Genomic DNA, 15,241 nt, shown 5'->3' with positions numbered 1-15,241 from the left:
GTGGAATCCACCGCCGGGCCGCCCGCTGACCGTGTCGCCCGGTCTCAGCCGCCGAACTCCTGAAGGCCCTTGAGCGCCTGGTCCAGCAGCGCCTGCCGTCCCTCCAGCTCCCGGGCCAGCTTGTCGGCCTTCGCGTTGTTGCCCGCCGCGCGCGCCGTGTCGATCTGCTTGCGCAGCTTGTCGACGGCCGCCTGGAGCTGCCCCGTCAGACCCGCGGCCCGCGCACGGGCCTCCGGGTTCGTCCGGCGCCACTCGTTCTCCTCGGACTCCTGGAGCGCCCGCTCCACCGCGTGCATCCGGGCCTCGACCTTGGGCCTCGCGTCGCGCGGTACGTGCCCGACGGCCTCCCAGCGCTCGTTCAGCGCGCGGAAGGCGGCCCGGGCCGCCTTGAGGTCCGTGACCGGCACCAGCCGCTCGGCCTCGACCGCCAGCTCCTCCTTGAGCTTCAGATTCTCCGACTGCTCGGCGTCGCGCTCGGCGAAGACCTCACCCCGCGCCGCGAAGAAGACGTCCTGCGCACCGCGGAAGCGGTTCCACAGCTCGTCCTCGGCCTCGCGCTGCGCGCGGCCCGCCGCCTTCCAGTCCGTCATCAGCTCGCGGTAGCGCGCGGCCGTACCGCCCCAGTCGGTGGAGCCGGAGAGCGACTCCGCCTCGGCGACCAGCTTCTCCTTGGCCTTACGGGCCTCCTCGCGCTGCGCGTCGAGCGCCGCGAAGTGCGCCTTGCGCCGCTTGGAGAACGCCGAGCGCGCGTGCGAGAAGCGGTGCCACAGCTCGTCGTCGGACTTCCGGTCCAGCCTGGGCAGGCCCTTCCAGATGTCCACCAGCGCCCGCAGCCGCTCACCGGCCGACCGCCACTGGTCGCTCTGCGCCAGCTCCTCCGCCTCGGTGACCAGCGCCTCCTTGGCGTGACGCGCCTCGTCGGTCTGCTTGGCCCGCTGCACCTTGCGCTCCTCGCGGCGCGCATCGACGGTGGCGACCAGCGCGTCGAGCCGGGTACGGAGCGCGTCGAGATCGCCGACGGCGTGGTGCTCGTCCACCTGCCCGCGCAGATGGTCGATGGCCGTCGTCGCGTCCTTCGCGGACAGGTCGGTGGTCCTCACCCGCCGCTCAAGGAGGCCGATCTCGACAACCAGGCCCTCGTACTTGCGCTCGAAATAGGCCAGAGCCTCCTCCGGAGAGCCTGCCTGCCACGATCCGACGACCTGCTCGCCCTCGGCCGTCCGCACGTACACGGTGCCCGTCTCGTCGACGCGGCCCCACGGGTCGCTGCTCACAGCGCCTCCTCCACCTGATGCCCGTGAGGGGAATGGCCCCCGGGCATCATCCACAGTTCCTGGGACGGGCTGCGCCCGCCCTGCACAACGCCAATCTAGGCGACCGGCCGCCCGGCTGTCCGCACTCAGCGCGGCCGAAATTCACAGGGTCACGCCTTGTCGACCGTGACCTTCTCCACGGTGACGGTCTTCTTCGGCGCACCGTCGCCCGCCCCGCCCTCGACGCCGGCCTTGCCCACGGCTTCCACCGTCTTCAGCCCGGCCTCGTCCATGGTCCCGAACGGGGTGTAGCTGGGCGGCAGTTTGGTGTCCTTGTAGACCAGGAAGAACTGGCTGCCGCCGGTGTGCGGCTGGCCGGTGTTGGCCATGGCGACCGTGCCCGCCGGGTAGGTCACGCTGCCGTCCGCGCCGGCCTTGCCGAGCGCCGTCAGGTTCTCGTCCTCGATCGTGTAACCGGGGCCGCCGGTGCCGTCACCCTTCGGGTCACCGCACTGGAGCACGAAGATCCCCTCGGTGGTCAGCCGGTGACACTTCGTGTCGTCGAAGTACCCCTTGTCGGCGAGCGCCTTGAAGGAGTTCACCGTGTGCGGTGTCTTCTTCGCGTCCATGGCGATCCCGATGTCACCCTGGCTCGTCTTCAGGCCCAGCGTGTACTTCGCGTTCTTGTCGATGGTCATCTTCGGCTCGGGCTCGGCGCTCTCGCTCTCCGAGGGCGACGCCGACGGGTTCGCCTCCGCCGCCGCGTCGTCCTTCGCGCCGTCGCCGTCGCTCAGACCGATGGAGAAGTACGCCGCGCCTCCCGCGAGCACCACCACGGCCAGCACGGAAGCGATGATCGCGTTACGCCGCTTCGCCTTCTGCCGGGCCTCAACCCGCCGCTGCTGCTGGCGCTCGAACTTCTCCCTGGCGAGCTGCCGCCGCCGCTGATCGCTCTTGACCACCGGGTCCACTCCTCGTGTCTGTGTGTGATCCTGTTCGGTCCCATCCGGCCTGACCAGTGCCACGACCGGGCAAACCTTTCCGGGAGGGGCACCAGATGCGTACGGTATATGGGTTGGCTGTGGAATGAGGAGCGCCGGTATCCTCTCCGAACAGCCGCATTCCCCGCCGGACCACGCGCGCCGGACGACATATAAGGACGATCGTGCTCATTGCCGGGTTCCCCGCCGGAGCCTGGGGGACCAATTGCTATCTGGTCGCCCCCGCCGCGGGTGAGGAGTGCGTGATCATCGACCCCGGCCACCAGGCCGCCCAGGGTGTCGAGGAAGCGGTCAGGAAGCACCGTCTCAAGCCCGTCGCCGTCATCCTCACCCACGGCCACATCGACCATGTGGCCTCCGTGGTCCCGGTGTGCGGCGCGCACGACGTACCGGCGTGGATCCACCCCGCCGACCGCTACATGATGAGCGACCCGGAGAAGGCCCTCGGCCGCTCGATCGGGATGCCGCTCATGGGCGAGCTGACCGTCGGCGAGCCGGACGACCTGCGGGAGCTGACCGACGGGTCCGGGCTGGCGCTGGCGGGCCTGGAGTTCACCGTCGCCCACGCGCCGGGCCATACGAAGGGGTCGGTGACCTTCGCGATGCCCGAGGCCGCGGACATTCCGCCGGTCCTCTTCTCGGGCGATCTGCTCTTCGCCGGCTCCATCGGACGCACCGACCTGCCCGGCGGTGACCACGCCGAGATCCTGGCGTCGCTGGGCCGCGTGTGCCTGCCGCTCGACGACTCGACCGTGGTGCTCTCCGGCCACGGCCCCCAGACGACCATCGGCCGGGAGCGCGCCACCAACCCGTATCTCCGGGATGTGGCCACCGGCCAGGGAGACGGCACGCACGCCGCTCCGCGACGAGGAATGTGAAACACCGATCTCCATGAGCACTTTTCAGGCACCCAAGGGCACCTACGACCTGATCCCGCCCGTCTCGGCGACCTTCCTCGCCGTACGCGAGGCGATCGCCGCGCCGCTGAGGAACTCCGGCTACGGCTACGTCGAGACGCCCGGATTCGAGAACGTCGAGCTGTTCGCCCGCGGGGTCGGCGAGTCCACCGACATCGTCTCCAAGGAGATGTACGCCTTCGAGACCAAGGGCGGCGACAAGCTGGCGCTGCGCCCCGAAGGCACCGCCTCCGTCCTGCGCGCCGCCCTGGAGGCCAACCTCCACAAGGCCGGCAACCTGCCCGTCAAGCTCTGGTACTCCGGCTCGTACTACCGCTACGAGCGCCCGCAGAAGGGCCGCTACCGTCACTTCTCGCAGGTCGGCGCCGAGGCGATCGGCGTCGAGGACCCGGCGCTCGACGCCGAACTGATCGTCCTGGCCGACCAGGCCTACCGCTCGCTGGGCCTGCGGAACTTCCGCATCCTCCTCAACTCGCTGGGCGACAAGGAGTGCCGTCCCGTCTACCGCGAGGCCCTTCAGGGGTTCCTGCGCGGACTGGACCTGGACGAGGAGACGCGCCGCCGGATCGAGATCAACCCGCTGCGGGTCCTCGACGACAAGCGCGCCGAGGTCCAGAAGCAGCTCGTCGGGGCGCCGATGCTGCGCGACTACCTGTGCGACGCGTGCAAGGCGTACCACGAGGAGGTACGCGAGCTGCTGACCGTCCAGGGCGTCGCCTTCGAGGACGACGAGAAGCTCGTCCGCGGCCTCGACTACTACACGCGCACCACGTTCGAGTTCGTCCACGACGGCCTCGGCGCGCAGTCCGCGGTCGGCGGCGGCGGCCGGTACGACGGCCTCTCCGAGATGCTCGGCGGCCCCGCCCTCCCGTCGGTCGGCTGGGCGCTCGGCGTGGACCGTACGGTCCTGGCCCTGGAGGCCGAGTCCATCGAGCTGGACATCCCGCCGGCCACCAGCGTGTACGCGATTCCGCTCGGCGAGGAGGCGCGCCGGAAGCTCTTCGGCGTCGTCACGGAGCTGCGCGCGGCGGGTGTCGCGACGGACTTCGCGTTCGGCGGCCGGGGCCTCAAGGGCGCCATGAAGTCCGCGAACCGGTCGGGCGCGCGCTACACGCTCGTAGCCGGGGAGCGCGACCTCGCCGAGGGCGTGGCCCAGCTCAAGGACATGGAGAGCGGCGAGCAGACGGCGATCGCGCTCGACACCCTGGTGGCCGAGGTGACCCGGCGGCTCGGCTGAGCGCCGCGCTCCTCCCGCGGGGCCTTTATCCCCGGCGAACGCCGGTCGCGGGAGCCTGTACGGCAGAATGAGCCTGCCCGTACAGGCCCCTCAGCGATGGAACGGCGATATGACGAGTGCAGCGGTTGACGACGTCTCCTCCGACCGGGAGGACGGGAAGGTCCCCGGCACGGTCGGCGGCGGACGGGCGCTGGCCCTGCTCCTGGTGATCACGGGGGCCGCGGGGCTGCTGGCCGCGTGGGTGATCACGATCGACAAGTTCAAGCTGCTGGAGGACCCGAACTTCACGCCGGGATGCAGCCTGAACCCGGTCGTCTCCTGCGGCAACATCATGAAGAGCGCCCAGGCGTCGGTCTTCGGCTTCCCCAACCCGATGCTCGGCCTCGCCGCCTACTCCGTGGTCATCGCCATCGGGATGGGACTGCTCGCCGGGGCCCGCTACCGCGGCTGGTTCTGGCTGGGGCTGAACGCGGGGACGCTCTTCGGCGTCGGGTTCTGCACCTGGCTCCAGTACCAGTCGCTGTACAGCATCAACTCGCTCTGCCTCTGGTGCTGTCTGGCCTGGGCCGCCACGATCCTGATGTTCTGGTACGTCACCGCGCACAACGTCCGTACCGGGGTGCTGCCCGCCCCCGGCTGGCTGCGCGGCTTCCTCGCCGAGTTCACCTGGGTCCTGCCCGCGCTGCACATCGGGATCATCGGCATGCTCATCCTGACGCGCTGGTGGGACTTCTGGACGAGCTGACCGCCCCCTCCCGCCCCGGGCGGGACGGCGCTGTCAGTGGCGGGGCATAGGCTTCACCCGTGGAGCCCGACCTCTTTACCGCCGCCGCGGAAGACCGCCAGGAGAAGGACCCGACCGCCAGCCCGCTGGCCGTCCGGATGCGCCCCCGCGTCCTCGACGAGGTCGTCGGCCAGAGGCATCTGCTGAAGCCGGGATCCCCGCTGCGACGTCTGGTGGGCGAGGGTAGCGGCGGCCCCGCCGGCCCCTCGTCGGTCATCCTCTGGGGCCCGCCGGGAACCGGCAAGACGACCCTCGCGTACGTCGTCTCCAAGGCCACCAACAAGCGCTTCGTCGAGCTGTCGGCGATCACCGCGGGCGTCAAGGAGGTCAGGGCCGTCATCGACGGGGCGCGGCGCGCCTCCGGCGGCTTCGGCAAGGAGACGGTCCTCTTCCTCGACGAGATCCACCGCTTCAGCAAGGCCCAGCAGGACTCCCTGCTCCCCGCGGTGGAGAACCGCTGGGTGACGCTGATCGCCGCCACCACGGAGAACCCGTACTTCTCGGTGATCTCCCCGCTGCTCTCCCGCTCCCTGCTGCTCACGCTGGAGCCGCTCACGGACGAGGACCTGAGCGCCCTGCTGCGGCGGGCGCTCACCGAGGAGCGCGGTCTCGGGGGCGCGGTCACCCTGCCCGAGGACGCCGAGGCGCATCTGCTGCGCGTCGCGGGCGGTGACGCCCGGCGGGCGCTGACCGCGCTGGAGGCGGCGGCCGGCGCCGCGCTCGCCAAGAGCGAGCGGGAGATCACGCTCCTGACCGTGGAGGAGACCGTCGACCGCGCGGCGGTGATGTACGACAAGGACGGCGACCAGCACTACGACGTGGCGAGCGCCCTGATCAAGTCGATCCGCGGCTCCGACGTCGACGCGGCGCTGCACTACCTGGCCCGGATGATCGACGCGGGGGAGGACCCCCGGTTCATCGCGAGACGGCTGATGATCTCGGCGAGCGAGGACATCGGGCTGGCCGATCCGACGGCGCTGCCGATCGCGGTCGCCGCCGCCCAGGCCGTGGCCATGATCGGCTTCCCCGAGGCGGCCATCACCCTCAGCCACGCCACCATCGCGCTGGCCCTCGCCCCCAAGTCCAACGCCGCCACGATGGCGGTCTACGCGGCGCTGGAAGATGTGAAGAAGGGGCTGACGGGGCAGGTCCCCGCGCATCTGCGGGACGGCCACTACAAGGGCGCGGCCAAGCTCGGCCATGCCCAGGGCTACATCTATCCGCACGACGTCCCGGGCGGGATCGCGGCCCAGCAGTACGCGCCGGAGGCGGTGCGTGACAAGCGTTACTACGAGCCCACGCGGTACGGCGCGGAAGCGCGCTACGCGGACGTGGTCGACAAGGTGCGCGAGCGGCTGCGCGGCGACTCCGGCTGACCCGGGCACGGTCGGCCTCCCCCCCGGTGGCTCCCCGCCGTGCGAGGCCGTGCGGCGCCGCGTTACCGGGCCGCGGCGTCGAAGAGCGTGTGCATCGCGTAGCGCAGCTCGTTGACGTTCCGTACCGGCTCGGGGAAGTCGAAGCGGGCGTCGAAGCACTGCACACCGGTGAAGCGCACCCGCAGCCCGAAGCGGTCGATCCCGACCGGTACGGCCGCGGTCCCGGAGGCGGAGGTGGACGCGGTCCGCTCGCCGAGCAGTTGGCGCAGGGACTGCACCTCGGCGCTGTGCGCGGAGTGCAGGTGCTGCAACAGCTCCGCCTCGTGCTCGACCAGCGGGTCGGGGGCCGCCCGCACGAAGTCCTCGGGCTCCACGGACTCGGCGCCCCAGAGGTCGTCCACGCACGCCTCGCCGATCTCCAGGCGCAGCGTCATCCGGCCGGCGTCGGCCAGGCCGGGTTCGCGGGTGAGCCAACCGGAGAGCCAGGCCCGGCCGCGGATACGGTGGGGTACGGAGACGGGCGCCACGTCCGTCAGCTCCAGCACCGCGTTGAGTTCGTCGTCCTGCGCGTGGGTGGCGGCCCGTACCGCCGGGGAGTCCGAGGGGAAGACGAGGAACACCTCGCCGTCCGGGCCGACGGACCGTACGTCGGGCATGAGCTGGTAGGGCTTGGCCCCGTCGAGGCCCGGGATGAGCAGCACCGCCGAGCATGTACCCTGTACGAGAGTTCGTGTGCGTTCGGCTGCTGACGGCATCCGGTCGATTTCAAGCCCGCTGGGACGCGGCTGACCATGAGCTGATCGGACCTCCGTCGATTCGTCGCTCTCCGCGCCGAGCTTGTCTGTGATGTCCGTGATGCGCGTGGTGTTCCCAGGGCGAGACATGCGATCTCCTTTAGTAAGGTGAGCCTAACCTAACCTACAACGGAGGTCTGGAGAACGTGCCTAACCAGTCGCGTCCCAAGGTCAAGAAGTCGCGTGCGCTCGGTATCGCGCTGACGCCCAAGGCGGTCAAGTACTTCGAGGCCCGTCCTTACCCGCCGGGTGAGCACGGTCGTGGACGCAAGCAGAACAGTGACTACAAGGTCCGTCTGCTGGAGAAGCAGCGCCTGCGCGCCCAGTACGACATCAGCGAGCGCCAGATGGCCCGCGCCTACGACCGCGCCAAGAAGGCCGGCGGCAAGACGGGCGAGGCCCTGGTCGTCGAGCTGGAGCGCCGTCTCGACGCGCTCGTCCTGCGGTCGGGCATCGCCCGCACCATCTACCAGGCCCGTCAGATGGTCGTGCACGGCCACATCGAGGTCAACGGTGGCAAGGTCGACAAGCCGTCGTTCCGCGTCCGTCCCGACGACGTCGTGATGGTCCGCGAGCGCAGCCGCGACAAGGTCCCCTTCCAGGTCGCCCGCGAGGGTGGCTACGACACGGACGGCGAGACCCCGCGCTACCTCCAGGTCAACCTGAAGGCGCTGGCGTTCCGCCTGGACCGCGACCCGAACCGCAAGGAAATCCCGGTCATCTGCGACGAGCAGCTCGTCGTCGAGTACTACGCCCGCTGACCCGGACGCGGTAGCTCCACCACGCTTCAGCCCGCCGTCTCCCCGCCCTCCGAGGCCGGAGAGCCGGCGGGCTTTCGCGTGGCTCCTCCGGCCGCCCCGCAACCGCCCCGCAACCGCCCCGCAACCGCCCCGCACACCGCTAATCCGGTACGGGGCCGGGTCCCCGGCGCGATAGGCTCGGAGGACGACTTCTCAGTTGTTCAGTGACTTCTGTTCAGTGACCTTCGACGATCAGGGAGCGGTGCGGCGTGACCGGTGGAGAGGTTGCCGGAATCCTGGTGGCCGTGTTCTGGGCCATCCTGGTCTCCTTCCTGGCCGTGGTGCTGGTGAGACTGGCGCAGACGCTCAAGGCGACCACCCGGCTGGTGGCGGACGTCACCGAACAGGCCGTCCCCCTGCTGTCGGACGCCTCCGCGACGGTCCGCTCCGCGCAGACCCAGCTCGACCGGGTCGACGCCATCGCGTCGGACGTCCAGGAAGTGACCTCCAACGCCTCGGCGCTCTCCACCACGGTCGCCTCGACGTTCGGCGGTCCCCTCGTCAAGGTCGCGGCGTTCGGCTACGGCGTGCGCCAGGCGATGGGACGCCGGGGCGCGCCGGGCGCCGGGAACGAGCCCGCGGAGCGGGCCACCCGCCGTACGGTCGTCGTCGGCCGTACGCTCCCCGCCGGCCGGTTCCGGAAGAAGAAGGGCTGACCGCAGCGATGTTCCGCCGTACGTTCTGGTTCACCGCGGGCGCCGCCGCCGGCGTCTGGGCCACCGCCAAGGTCAACCGCAAGCTCAAGCAGCTCACCCCGGAGAGCCTCGCCGCCCAGGCGGCGAACAAGGCGATCGACGCCGGGCACAAGGTCAGGGAGTTCGCCGTCGACGTCCGCTCCTCCATGGTGCGGCGCGAGGCCGAACTGGGCGAGGCACTGGGCCTGGACGCACCCGCGGACCACGCGCTGCCCGCCCCGCGGCGGCTCGCCGCGATCGACCGCCCCCGGACCACGCACCCCTACAACTCGCACAACCGGAATGAGGACCACTGATGGAGTCGGCTGAAATTCGTCGCCGCTGGCTGAGCTTCTTCGAGGAGCGCGGTCACACCGTCGTCCCTTCGGCGTCGCTCATCGCGGACGACCCGACTCTGCTGCTGGTCCCGGCGGGCATGGTGCCCTTCAAGCCGTACTTCCTCGGCGAGGTCAAGCCGCCGTACGCCCGTGCCACCAGCGTGCAGAAGTGCGTCCGTACCCCGGACATCGAAGAGGTCGGCAAGACCACCCGGCACGGCACGTTCTTCCAGATGTGCGGGAACTTCTCCTTCGGCGACTACTTCAAGGAAGGCGCCATCACCCTCGCCTGGGAGCTGCTGACCAGCTCCGTGGCGGACGGCGGCTACGGACTCGACCCGGAGCGCCTGTGGGTCACCGTCTACCTGGACGACGACGAGGCCGAGCAGATCTGGCGCGAGAAGATCGGCGTCCCCGCCGAGCGCATCCAGCGCCTCGGCAAGAAGGACAACTACTGGTCCATGGGCGTGCCGGGCCCCTGCGGCCCCTGCTCGGAGATCAACTACGACCGGGGCCCCGAGTTCGGCGTCGAGGGCGGCCCCGCCGTCAACGACGAGCGGTACGTGGAGATCTGGAACCTGGTCTTCATGCAGTTCGAGCGCGGCCCCGGCGAGGGCAAGGACGACTTCCCGATCCTCGGCGAGCTGCCCTCCAAGAACATCGACACCGGCCTCGGCCTCGAACGTCTCGCCATGATCCTCCAGGGCGTACAGAACATGTACGAGACCGACACCCTGCGGGTCGTCATGGACAAGGCCACCGAGCTGACGGGCGTACGGTACGGCGCCGACCACGGCTCCGACGTCTCGCTGCGGGTGGTCGCCGACCACATCCGCACCTCCACGATGCTCATCGGGGACGGCGTCACCCCCGGCAACGAGGGACGCGGCTACGTCCTGCGCCGCATCATGCGCCGCGCCATCCGCAACATGCGTCTCCTCGGCGCCACGGAGCCGGTCGTCGCCGCGCTGGTCGACGTGGTCATCAGGACCATGGGCGAGCAGTACCCGGAGCTGGTGACCGACCGCAAGCGCATCGAGACCGTGGCCCTCGCCGAGGAGGCCGCCTTCCTCAAGGCCCTCAAGGGCGGCACGAACATCCTCGACACCGCCGTCACCGAGACCAAGGCCGCCGGCGGCCGGGTGCTCCCCGGCGACAAGGCGTTCCTGCTCCACGACACCTGGGGCTTCCCCATCGACCTCACCCTGGAGATGGCCTCGGAGCAGGGCCTCTCCGTGGACGAGGACGGCTTCCGGCGGCTCATGAAGGAGCAGCGGGAGCGGGCCAAGGCCGATGCCAAGGCCAAGAAGTCCGGCCACGCCGACCTCTCCGCCTACCGCTCGGTCGCGGACACCAGCGGTTCCACCGAGTTCACCGGCTACACCGCCACCGAGGGCGAGTCGACCGTCGTCGGCCTGCTGGTCGACGGGGTGCCCTCGCCGGCCGCCACCGAGGGCGACGACGTCGAGATCGTCCTCGACCGCACACCGTTCTACGCCGAGGGCGGCGGCCAGCTCGCCGACCAGGGCCGGATCCGGCTCGACAGCGGCGCCGTCGTCCAGATCCGCGATGTCCAGCAGCCGGTCCCGGGTGTCTCCGTGCACAAGGGAACGGTGCAGGTCGGCGAGGTGACGGTGGGCGCCTCCGCGTACGCCGCCATCGATCTGACCCGCCGCCGGGCCATCGCCCGCGCCCACAGCGCCACCCACCTCACGCACCAGGCCCTGCGCGACGCCCTCGGCCCGACGGCCGCCCAGGCCGGCTCCGAGAACTCCCCGGGCCGCTTCCGCTTCGACTTCGGCTCGCCCGCCGCCGTACCCGGCACGGTGCTCCTGGACGTCGAGCAGAAGATCAACGAGGTGCTCGCCCGGGAGCTGGACGTCCAGGCCGAGGTCATGTCGATCGACGAGGCCAAGAAGCAGGGCGCCATCGCCGAGTTCGGCGAGAAGTACGGCGAGCGGGTCCGTGTCGTCACCATCGGCGACTTCTCCAAGGAGCTGTGCGGCGGTACGCACGTCCACAACACCGCCCAGCTCGGGCTGGTGAAGCTGCTCGGCGAGTCGTCCATCGGCTCCGGGGTACGGCGTATCGAGGCCCTGGTCGGTGTGGACGCGTACAGCTTCCTCGCCAAGGAGCACACCGTCGTCGCCCAGCTCCAGGAGCTGGTCAAGGGCCGTTCCGAGGAGCTGCCCGAGAAGATCGCCGGGATGCTCGGCAAGCTGAAGGACGCCGAGAAGGAGATCGAGAAGTTCCGCGCGGAGAAGGTGCTCGCCGCCGCCGCCGGACTGGCCAGCTCCGCCAAGGACGTACGCGGGACGGCCCTGGTCACCGGGCAGGTCCCGGACGGCACCTCGGCCGACGACCTGCGCAAGCTGGTCCTCGACGTACGCGGCCGTATCAGCGGCGACCGGCCGGTGGTCGTCGCCCTGTTCACCACGGCGGGCGGCCGTCCGCTGACGGTCATCGCCACCAACGAGGCCGCCCGTGCACGCGGGCTCAAGGCCGGTGACCTGGTGCGTACCGCCGCCAAGACCCTCGGCGGCGGCGGGGGCGGCAAGCCGGACCTCGCCCAGGGCGGTGGCCAGAACCCGGAGGCCATCGGGGACGCCGTGGCCGCCGTCGAGCGCCTCGTCGCCGAAACGGCCTGACGCCGGATGAGGCGGGGACGGCGGCTCGCGATCGACGTCGGGGACGCCCGGATCGGGGTCGCCTCGTGCGACCCCGACGGGATCCTCGCCACGCCGGTGGAGACCGTGCCGGGACGCGATGTCCCGGCCGCCCACCGGCGGCTGCGGCAGATCGTCGAGGAGTACGAACCCATCGAAGTGCTGGTCGGGCTGCCTCGCTCCCTCAACGGGGGCGAGGGGCCCGCCGCCGCGAAGGTACGTGTGTTCGTTCAGGAACTGGCACGAGGGGTCGCACCGTTGCCGGTACGACTGGTCGATGAGCGAATGAGCACAGTGACGGCCAGCCAGGGACTGCGCGCTTCGGGCGTCAAGTCCAAGAAAGGCCGGTCCGTCATCGACCAGGTGGCGGCAGTTGTCATCCTCCAGAGCGCGCTGGAGGCCGAACGTGTATCAGGTAATCCTCCCGGCGAGAGCGTCGAAGTGGTCATCTGATCGCGGTACGGTAACGTTCCGCGCGATGCGGCGGTGTTCGAACAGCCGCCGCACAGCAAAGAGGCGAAACGGACGCCGTGCCACTGCGCTCAGCGGTCACGCCTCGCGGCTCAAGGGGATCGATGACTGACTATGGCCGGGGCCCGGGCTCCGAACCGTGGCACCCTGGGGACCCTCTGTACGGGGACTCGGGGTGGGCGGCACAGCAGGCCACCGACGGCAGCGGCTCCTCCTACGGAGGCCAGCAGCAGTACCCGCAGCAGCCGCAGGCCCACGCGCAGTACGGGGCGGTCCAGGACCCGTACCAACAGCAGTACCAGCAGCAGCCGCAGCACCCCCAGTACCAGGGCGGGCAGCCCGAGTACGGTGCTCAGCAGTACGGCGACCAGCAGTACGGGACACCGCAGCAGCACCATCAGCAGCAGGTGCAGCACCAGCCCCACCAGCAGCAAGGCCACCAGCAGCAAGGCCATCAGCAGCAGGCCCACCAGCAGTACGCGGAGCAGCAGTACGCGACGCGCCAGTCCCCGCCGCAGTACGGCGATCCCCAGTACAACGACCCGCAGTACAACAGCGGTTGGGACAACGGCCAGCAGGCCGAGATGCCGTACGGAGCGAACTCCTCGGCCCCCTACGCGGGCGAGTACGGCACCTACGCGGAGAACCACGACCAGTACGGCACCCCCGACGCGTACCCGCCGCCACAGCCCCCTGGCAGGCGCCAGGCCGAGCCGGAGCCCCAGGCGGAACCGGACACGGAGGCGGCCGAGGACGCGCCGGAGAAGGAGACGCACCCCTTCTTCACCGGTGAGGGCGGCGACAAGGACGACGACGATCCGGGCTCGGGCCGCGGCGGCGCCGGCCGTGAGCGCCGCGGCAAGACGAAGAAGAAGAGCCGCAACGGCACCGCCTGCCTCGTCGTCGCCGTGGTCTTCCTCGGCGGCGCCGGTGGTATCGGCTATGTCGGCTACCAGTTCTGGCAGAGCAAGTTCGGTCCGCCGCCGGATTACGCGGGCGCGGGCAGCGGCGATATCGAGGTGGAAATTCCCTCGGGGGCCGGCGGATACGAGATCGGTGCCATTCTGGTGAAGAAGGGCGTGGTCAAGAGTCAGCGCGCCTTTGTCGCCGCGCAGAACCAGAATCCCAAGGGAAATACCATTCAGGCGGGCGTCTACATTCTCGGCAAGGAGATGTCCGCGCGGAATGCCGTCACGAAGATGCTCAGCCCGACCAGCAGAAACGCGCTGATCTTCCCCGAGGGCAAGCGCAACGAATTCGTCTACGCGCAGATCGACAAACGGCTCGGACTCAAGAACGGCGAGACCGCTGCCGTCGCGAAGGCGCAGGCGAAGAACCTGGGTCTGCCGAAATGGGCGAACGACAGCAGCGACATAAAGGATCCGCTGGAAGGCTTCCTCTTCCCGGCCAGCTACCCGGTCGCGAAGGGCACGAAACCGGAGACCGTCCTCAAGAAGATGGTCGCCCGGGCCAGCGCCGAGTACGAGAAGCAGGACATCGAGAACGAGGCGAAGAAGCTGAAGCTGAAGTCGCCGCTCCAACTGGTCACCATCGCGAGCCTCGTGCAGGCGGAGGGCAAGTACAAGCACGACTTCGACAAGGTCGCGCGTGTCGTCTACAACCGCCTCCAGCCGGAGAACACGGAGACCGTCGGGCGGCTGGAGTTCGACTCCACCGTCAACTACATCAAGGCCCAGAGCAGGCTGGATCTCGGTGCGGTCGACAACCTCCGCAAGATCAAGGACCCGTACAACACCTACGACATCAAGGGCCTGCCGCCCGGTCCCATCGGCAACCCGGGCGCCGACGCCCTGCACTCGGCGATCAACCCGGCGGAAGGCCCCTGGTACTACTTCGTCTCGGTGACCTCGGACAAGACGCTCTTCGCCGTCACCAACGAGGAGCACGAGGCGAACCGCCAGGAGTACGAGAGGGAAAGCAAGAAACCGTGACGGAACATCGGCGGGCGGCGGTCCTCGGATCGCCCATCGCTCACTCCCTCTCCCCGGCGCTGCACCGCGCGGCGTACGGAGAGCTGGGGCTGAGCCAGTGGACGTACGACCGGTTCGAGGTGGACGAGGCCGGGCTGCCCGGCTTCCTCGAAGGGCTGCGGGGCGACCCCGCCTGGGCGGGGCTGTCGCTGACCATGCCGCTCAAGCGGGCCGTCATCCCGCTGCTGGACGAGATCACCGACACCGCGGCCGCGGTGGAGGCGGTGAACACCGTCGTCCTCGGCGAGGACGGGCGGCGCACCGGTGACAACACCGACATCCCCGGCATGATCGCCGCCCTGCGGGAACGCGGTGTGGAGAAGGTGGAGTCCGCGGCGATCCTGGGAGCGGGTGCGACCGCCTCGTCCGCCGTCGCCGCGCTCTCCCGTATCTGTACGGGGCCGGTCACCGCGTACGTACGGAGCAAGGCCCGTGCCACCGAGATGCGCGGCTGGGGCGAGCGGCTCGGGGTCGACGTCCGGATCGCCGACTGGGCGGAGGCGGACCGCGCGCTCGGCGCGCCGCTGGTGATCGCCACCACCCCGGCGGGCACCACCGACGCCCTCGCCGACGCGGTCCCCGACGCGGCGGGCACGCTCTTCGACGTGTTGTACGAGCCCTGGCCGACGGCGCTCGCCGCGGCCTGGGACCGGCGTGGGGGAGCCCTGGTGAGCGGGCTCGATCTGCTGGTCCACCAGGCGGTGCTCCAGGTGGAGATGATGACGGGCCGCTCGCCCGCGCCGCTCGACGCGATGCGGAAGGCGGGCGTCGCGGCGCTCGGATGAAGCTGTACGGAGCGGACCACCGGCCACGCGGCCGGGGGGGGGGGCCGCCCGCCCCCCACCCCCCCCGAGAACACCCCCGGGGGGAAATCGCCCGGGGGGGCCGGGGGCGCCCCCCCCGAGCGCCGCCGGGGGGCGACGCGCGCGGGGTGTGTGA

The 15,241-nt window shown here is 70.4% G+C and carries 14 protein-coding genes; 11 read left to right on the top strand and 3 right to left on the bottom strand.

All coding sequences use genetic code 11. The features are described 5' to 3' along the window. Positions 1-44: 44 nt before the first annotated feature. Positions 45-1,274 (bottom strand): DUF349 domain-containing protein, encoded by a 1,230-nt coding sequence (locus ACFXPK_RS23405; RefSeq protein WP_385004640.1) that lies wholly within the window; start codon positions 1,272-1,274, stop codon positions 45-47. A gap of 149 nt (positions 1,275-1,423) precedes the next feature. Further along, positions 1,424-2,215, bottom strand: a complete 792-nt coding sequence (locus ACFXPK_RS23400; protein WP_385078291.1) for a peptidylprolyl isomerase — start codon at positions 2,213-2,215, stop codon at positions 1,424-1,426. A 203-nt stretch (positions 2,216-2,418) separates the two neighbouring features. Between ACFXPK_RS23400 and ACFXPK_RS23395 the strand changes: the two genes are divergently transcribed. From ACFXPK_RS23395 to ACFXPK_RS23380, 4 genes are all read left to right on the top strand, one after another. After that, positions 2,419-3,132, top strand: a complete 714-nt coding sequence (locus ACFXPK_RS23395; RefSeq protein ID WP_385078288.1) for an MBL fold metallo-hydrolase — start codon at positions 2,419-2,421, stop codon at positions 3,130-3,132. Between the two features lie 13 nt (positions 3,133-3,145). Next, on the top strand, positions 3,146-4,408 hold the full coding sequence (gene hisS, locus ACFXPK_RS23390) for a histidine--tRNA ligase (RefSeq protein ID WP_385004646.1): 1,263 nt from the start codon (positions 3,146-3,148) through the stop codon (positions 4,406-4,408). A gap of 109 nt (positions 4,409-4,517) precedes the next feature. Beyond that, positions 4,518-5,153: a vitamin K epoxide reductase family protein gene (locus tag ACFXPK_RS23385; protein WP_385078286.1), complete on the top strand. Its 636-nt coding sequence runs from the start codon at positions 4,518-4,520 to the stop codon at positions 5,151-5,153. Between the two features lie 59 nt (positions 5,154-5,212). Further along, positions 5,213-6,568: a replication-associated recombination protein A gene (locus tag ACFXPK_RS23380; protein ID WP_385004650.1), complete on the top strand. Its 1,356-nt coding sequence runs from the start codon at positions 5,213-5,215 to the stop codon at positions 6,566-6,568. Between the two features lie 62 nt (positions 6,569-6,630). Here ACFXPK_RS23380 and ACFXPK_RS23375 read toward each other — a convergent pair whose 3' ends face one another. Then, a complete protein-coding gene (locus tag ACFXPK_RS23375) occupies positions 6,631-7,323 on the bottom strand; it encodes a DUF2470 domain-containing protein (RefSeq protein ID WP_385004658.1) in 693 nt (230 codons plus the stop codon). Positions 7,324-7,508: 185 nt separating this feature from the next. Here ACFXPK_RS23375 and rpsD point away from each other — a divergent pair, with 185 nt between their 5' ends. From rpsD to ACFXPK_RS23340, 7 genes are all read left to right on the top strand, one after another. Beyond that, positions 7,509-8,123 carry a 30S ribosomal protein S4 gene (gene rpsD / locus ACFXPK_RS23370; RefSeq protein WP_114622954.1) on the top strand — a complete coding sequence of 205 codons (615 nt, stop codon included), beginning with the start codon at positions 7,509-7,511 and terminating at the stop codon, positions 8,121-8,123. Between the two features lie 248 nt (positions 8,124-8,371). Further along, a complete protein-coding gene (locus tag ACFXPK_RS23365; RefSeq protein WP_385078283.1) occupies positions 8,372-8,818 on the top strand; it encodes a DUF948 domain-containing protein in 447 nt (148 codons plus the stop codon). Positions 8,819-8,826: 8 nt separating this feature from the next. Beyond that, the gene (locus tag ACFXPK_RS23360; RefSeq protein ID WP_385004654.1) at positions 8,827-9,153 is read left to right on the top strand and encodes a DUF6167 family protein; all 327 of its coding nucleotides are present in this window, start codon (positions 8,827-8,829) and stop codon (positions 9,151-9,153) included. Further along, complete coding sequence (gene alaS, locus ACFXPK_RS23355) at positions 9,153-11,822, top strand: alanine--tRNA ligase (RefSeq protein WP_385078280.1); 2,670 nt, start codon at positions 9,153-9,155, stop codon at positions 11,820-11,822. The genes ACFXPK_RS23360 and alaS overlap by 1 nt, the downstream gene beginning before the upstream one ends. A 6-nt stretch (positions 11,823-11,828) precedes the next feature. Continuing rightward, the gene (gene ruvX / locus ACFXPK_RS23350) at positions 11,829-12,293 is read left to right on the top strand and encodes a Holliday junction resolvase RuvX (RefSeq protein WP_385078277.1); all 465 of its coding nucleotides are present in this window, start codon (positions 11,829-11,831) and stop codon (positions 12,291-12,293) included. 122 nt (positions 12,294-12,415) lie between these two features. After that, positions 12,416-14,263 carry an endolytic transglycosylase MltG gene (gene mltG, locus ACFXPK_RS23345; RefSeq protein ID WP_385078274.1) on the top strand — a complete coding sequence of 616 codons (1,848 nt, stop codon included), beginning with the start codon at positions 12,416-12,418 and terminating at the stop codon, positions 14,261-14,263. Beyond that, entirely contained in the window at positions 14,260-15,087 is an 828-nt protein-coding gene (locus ACFXPK_RS23340) for a shikimate dehydrogenase (RefSeq protein WP_385078271.1), read from the top strand. The genes mltG and ACFXPK_RS23340 overlap by 4 nt, the downstream gene beginning before the upstream one ends. Positions 15,088-15,241 lie beyond the last annotated feature (154 nt).

The sequence above is a fragment of the Streptomyces sp. NPDC059142 genome (assembly GCF_042755665.1).
GTDB lineage: Bacteria > Actinomycetota > Actinomycetes > Streptomycetales > Streptomycetaceae > Streptomyces.
The sequence above is the reverse complement of the archived record's forward strand: the minus strand, read 5'-3'. Positions and strand labels throughout refer to the sequence as shown.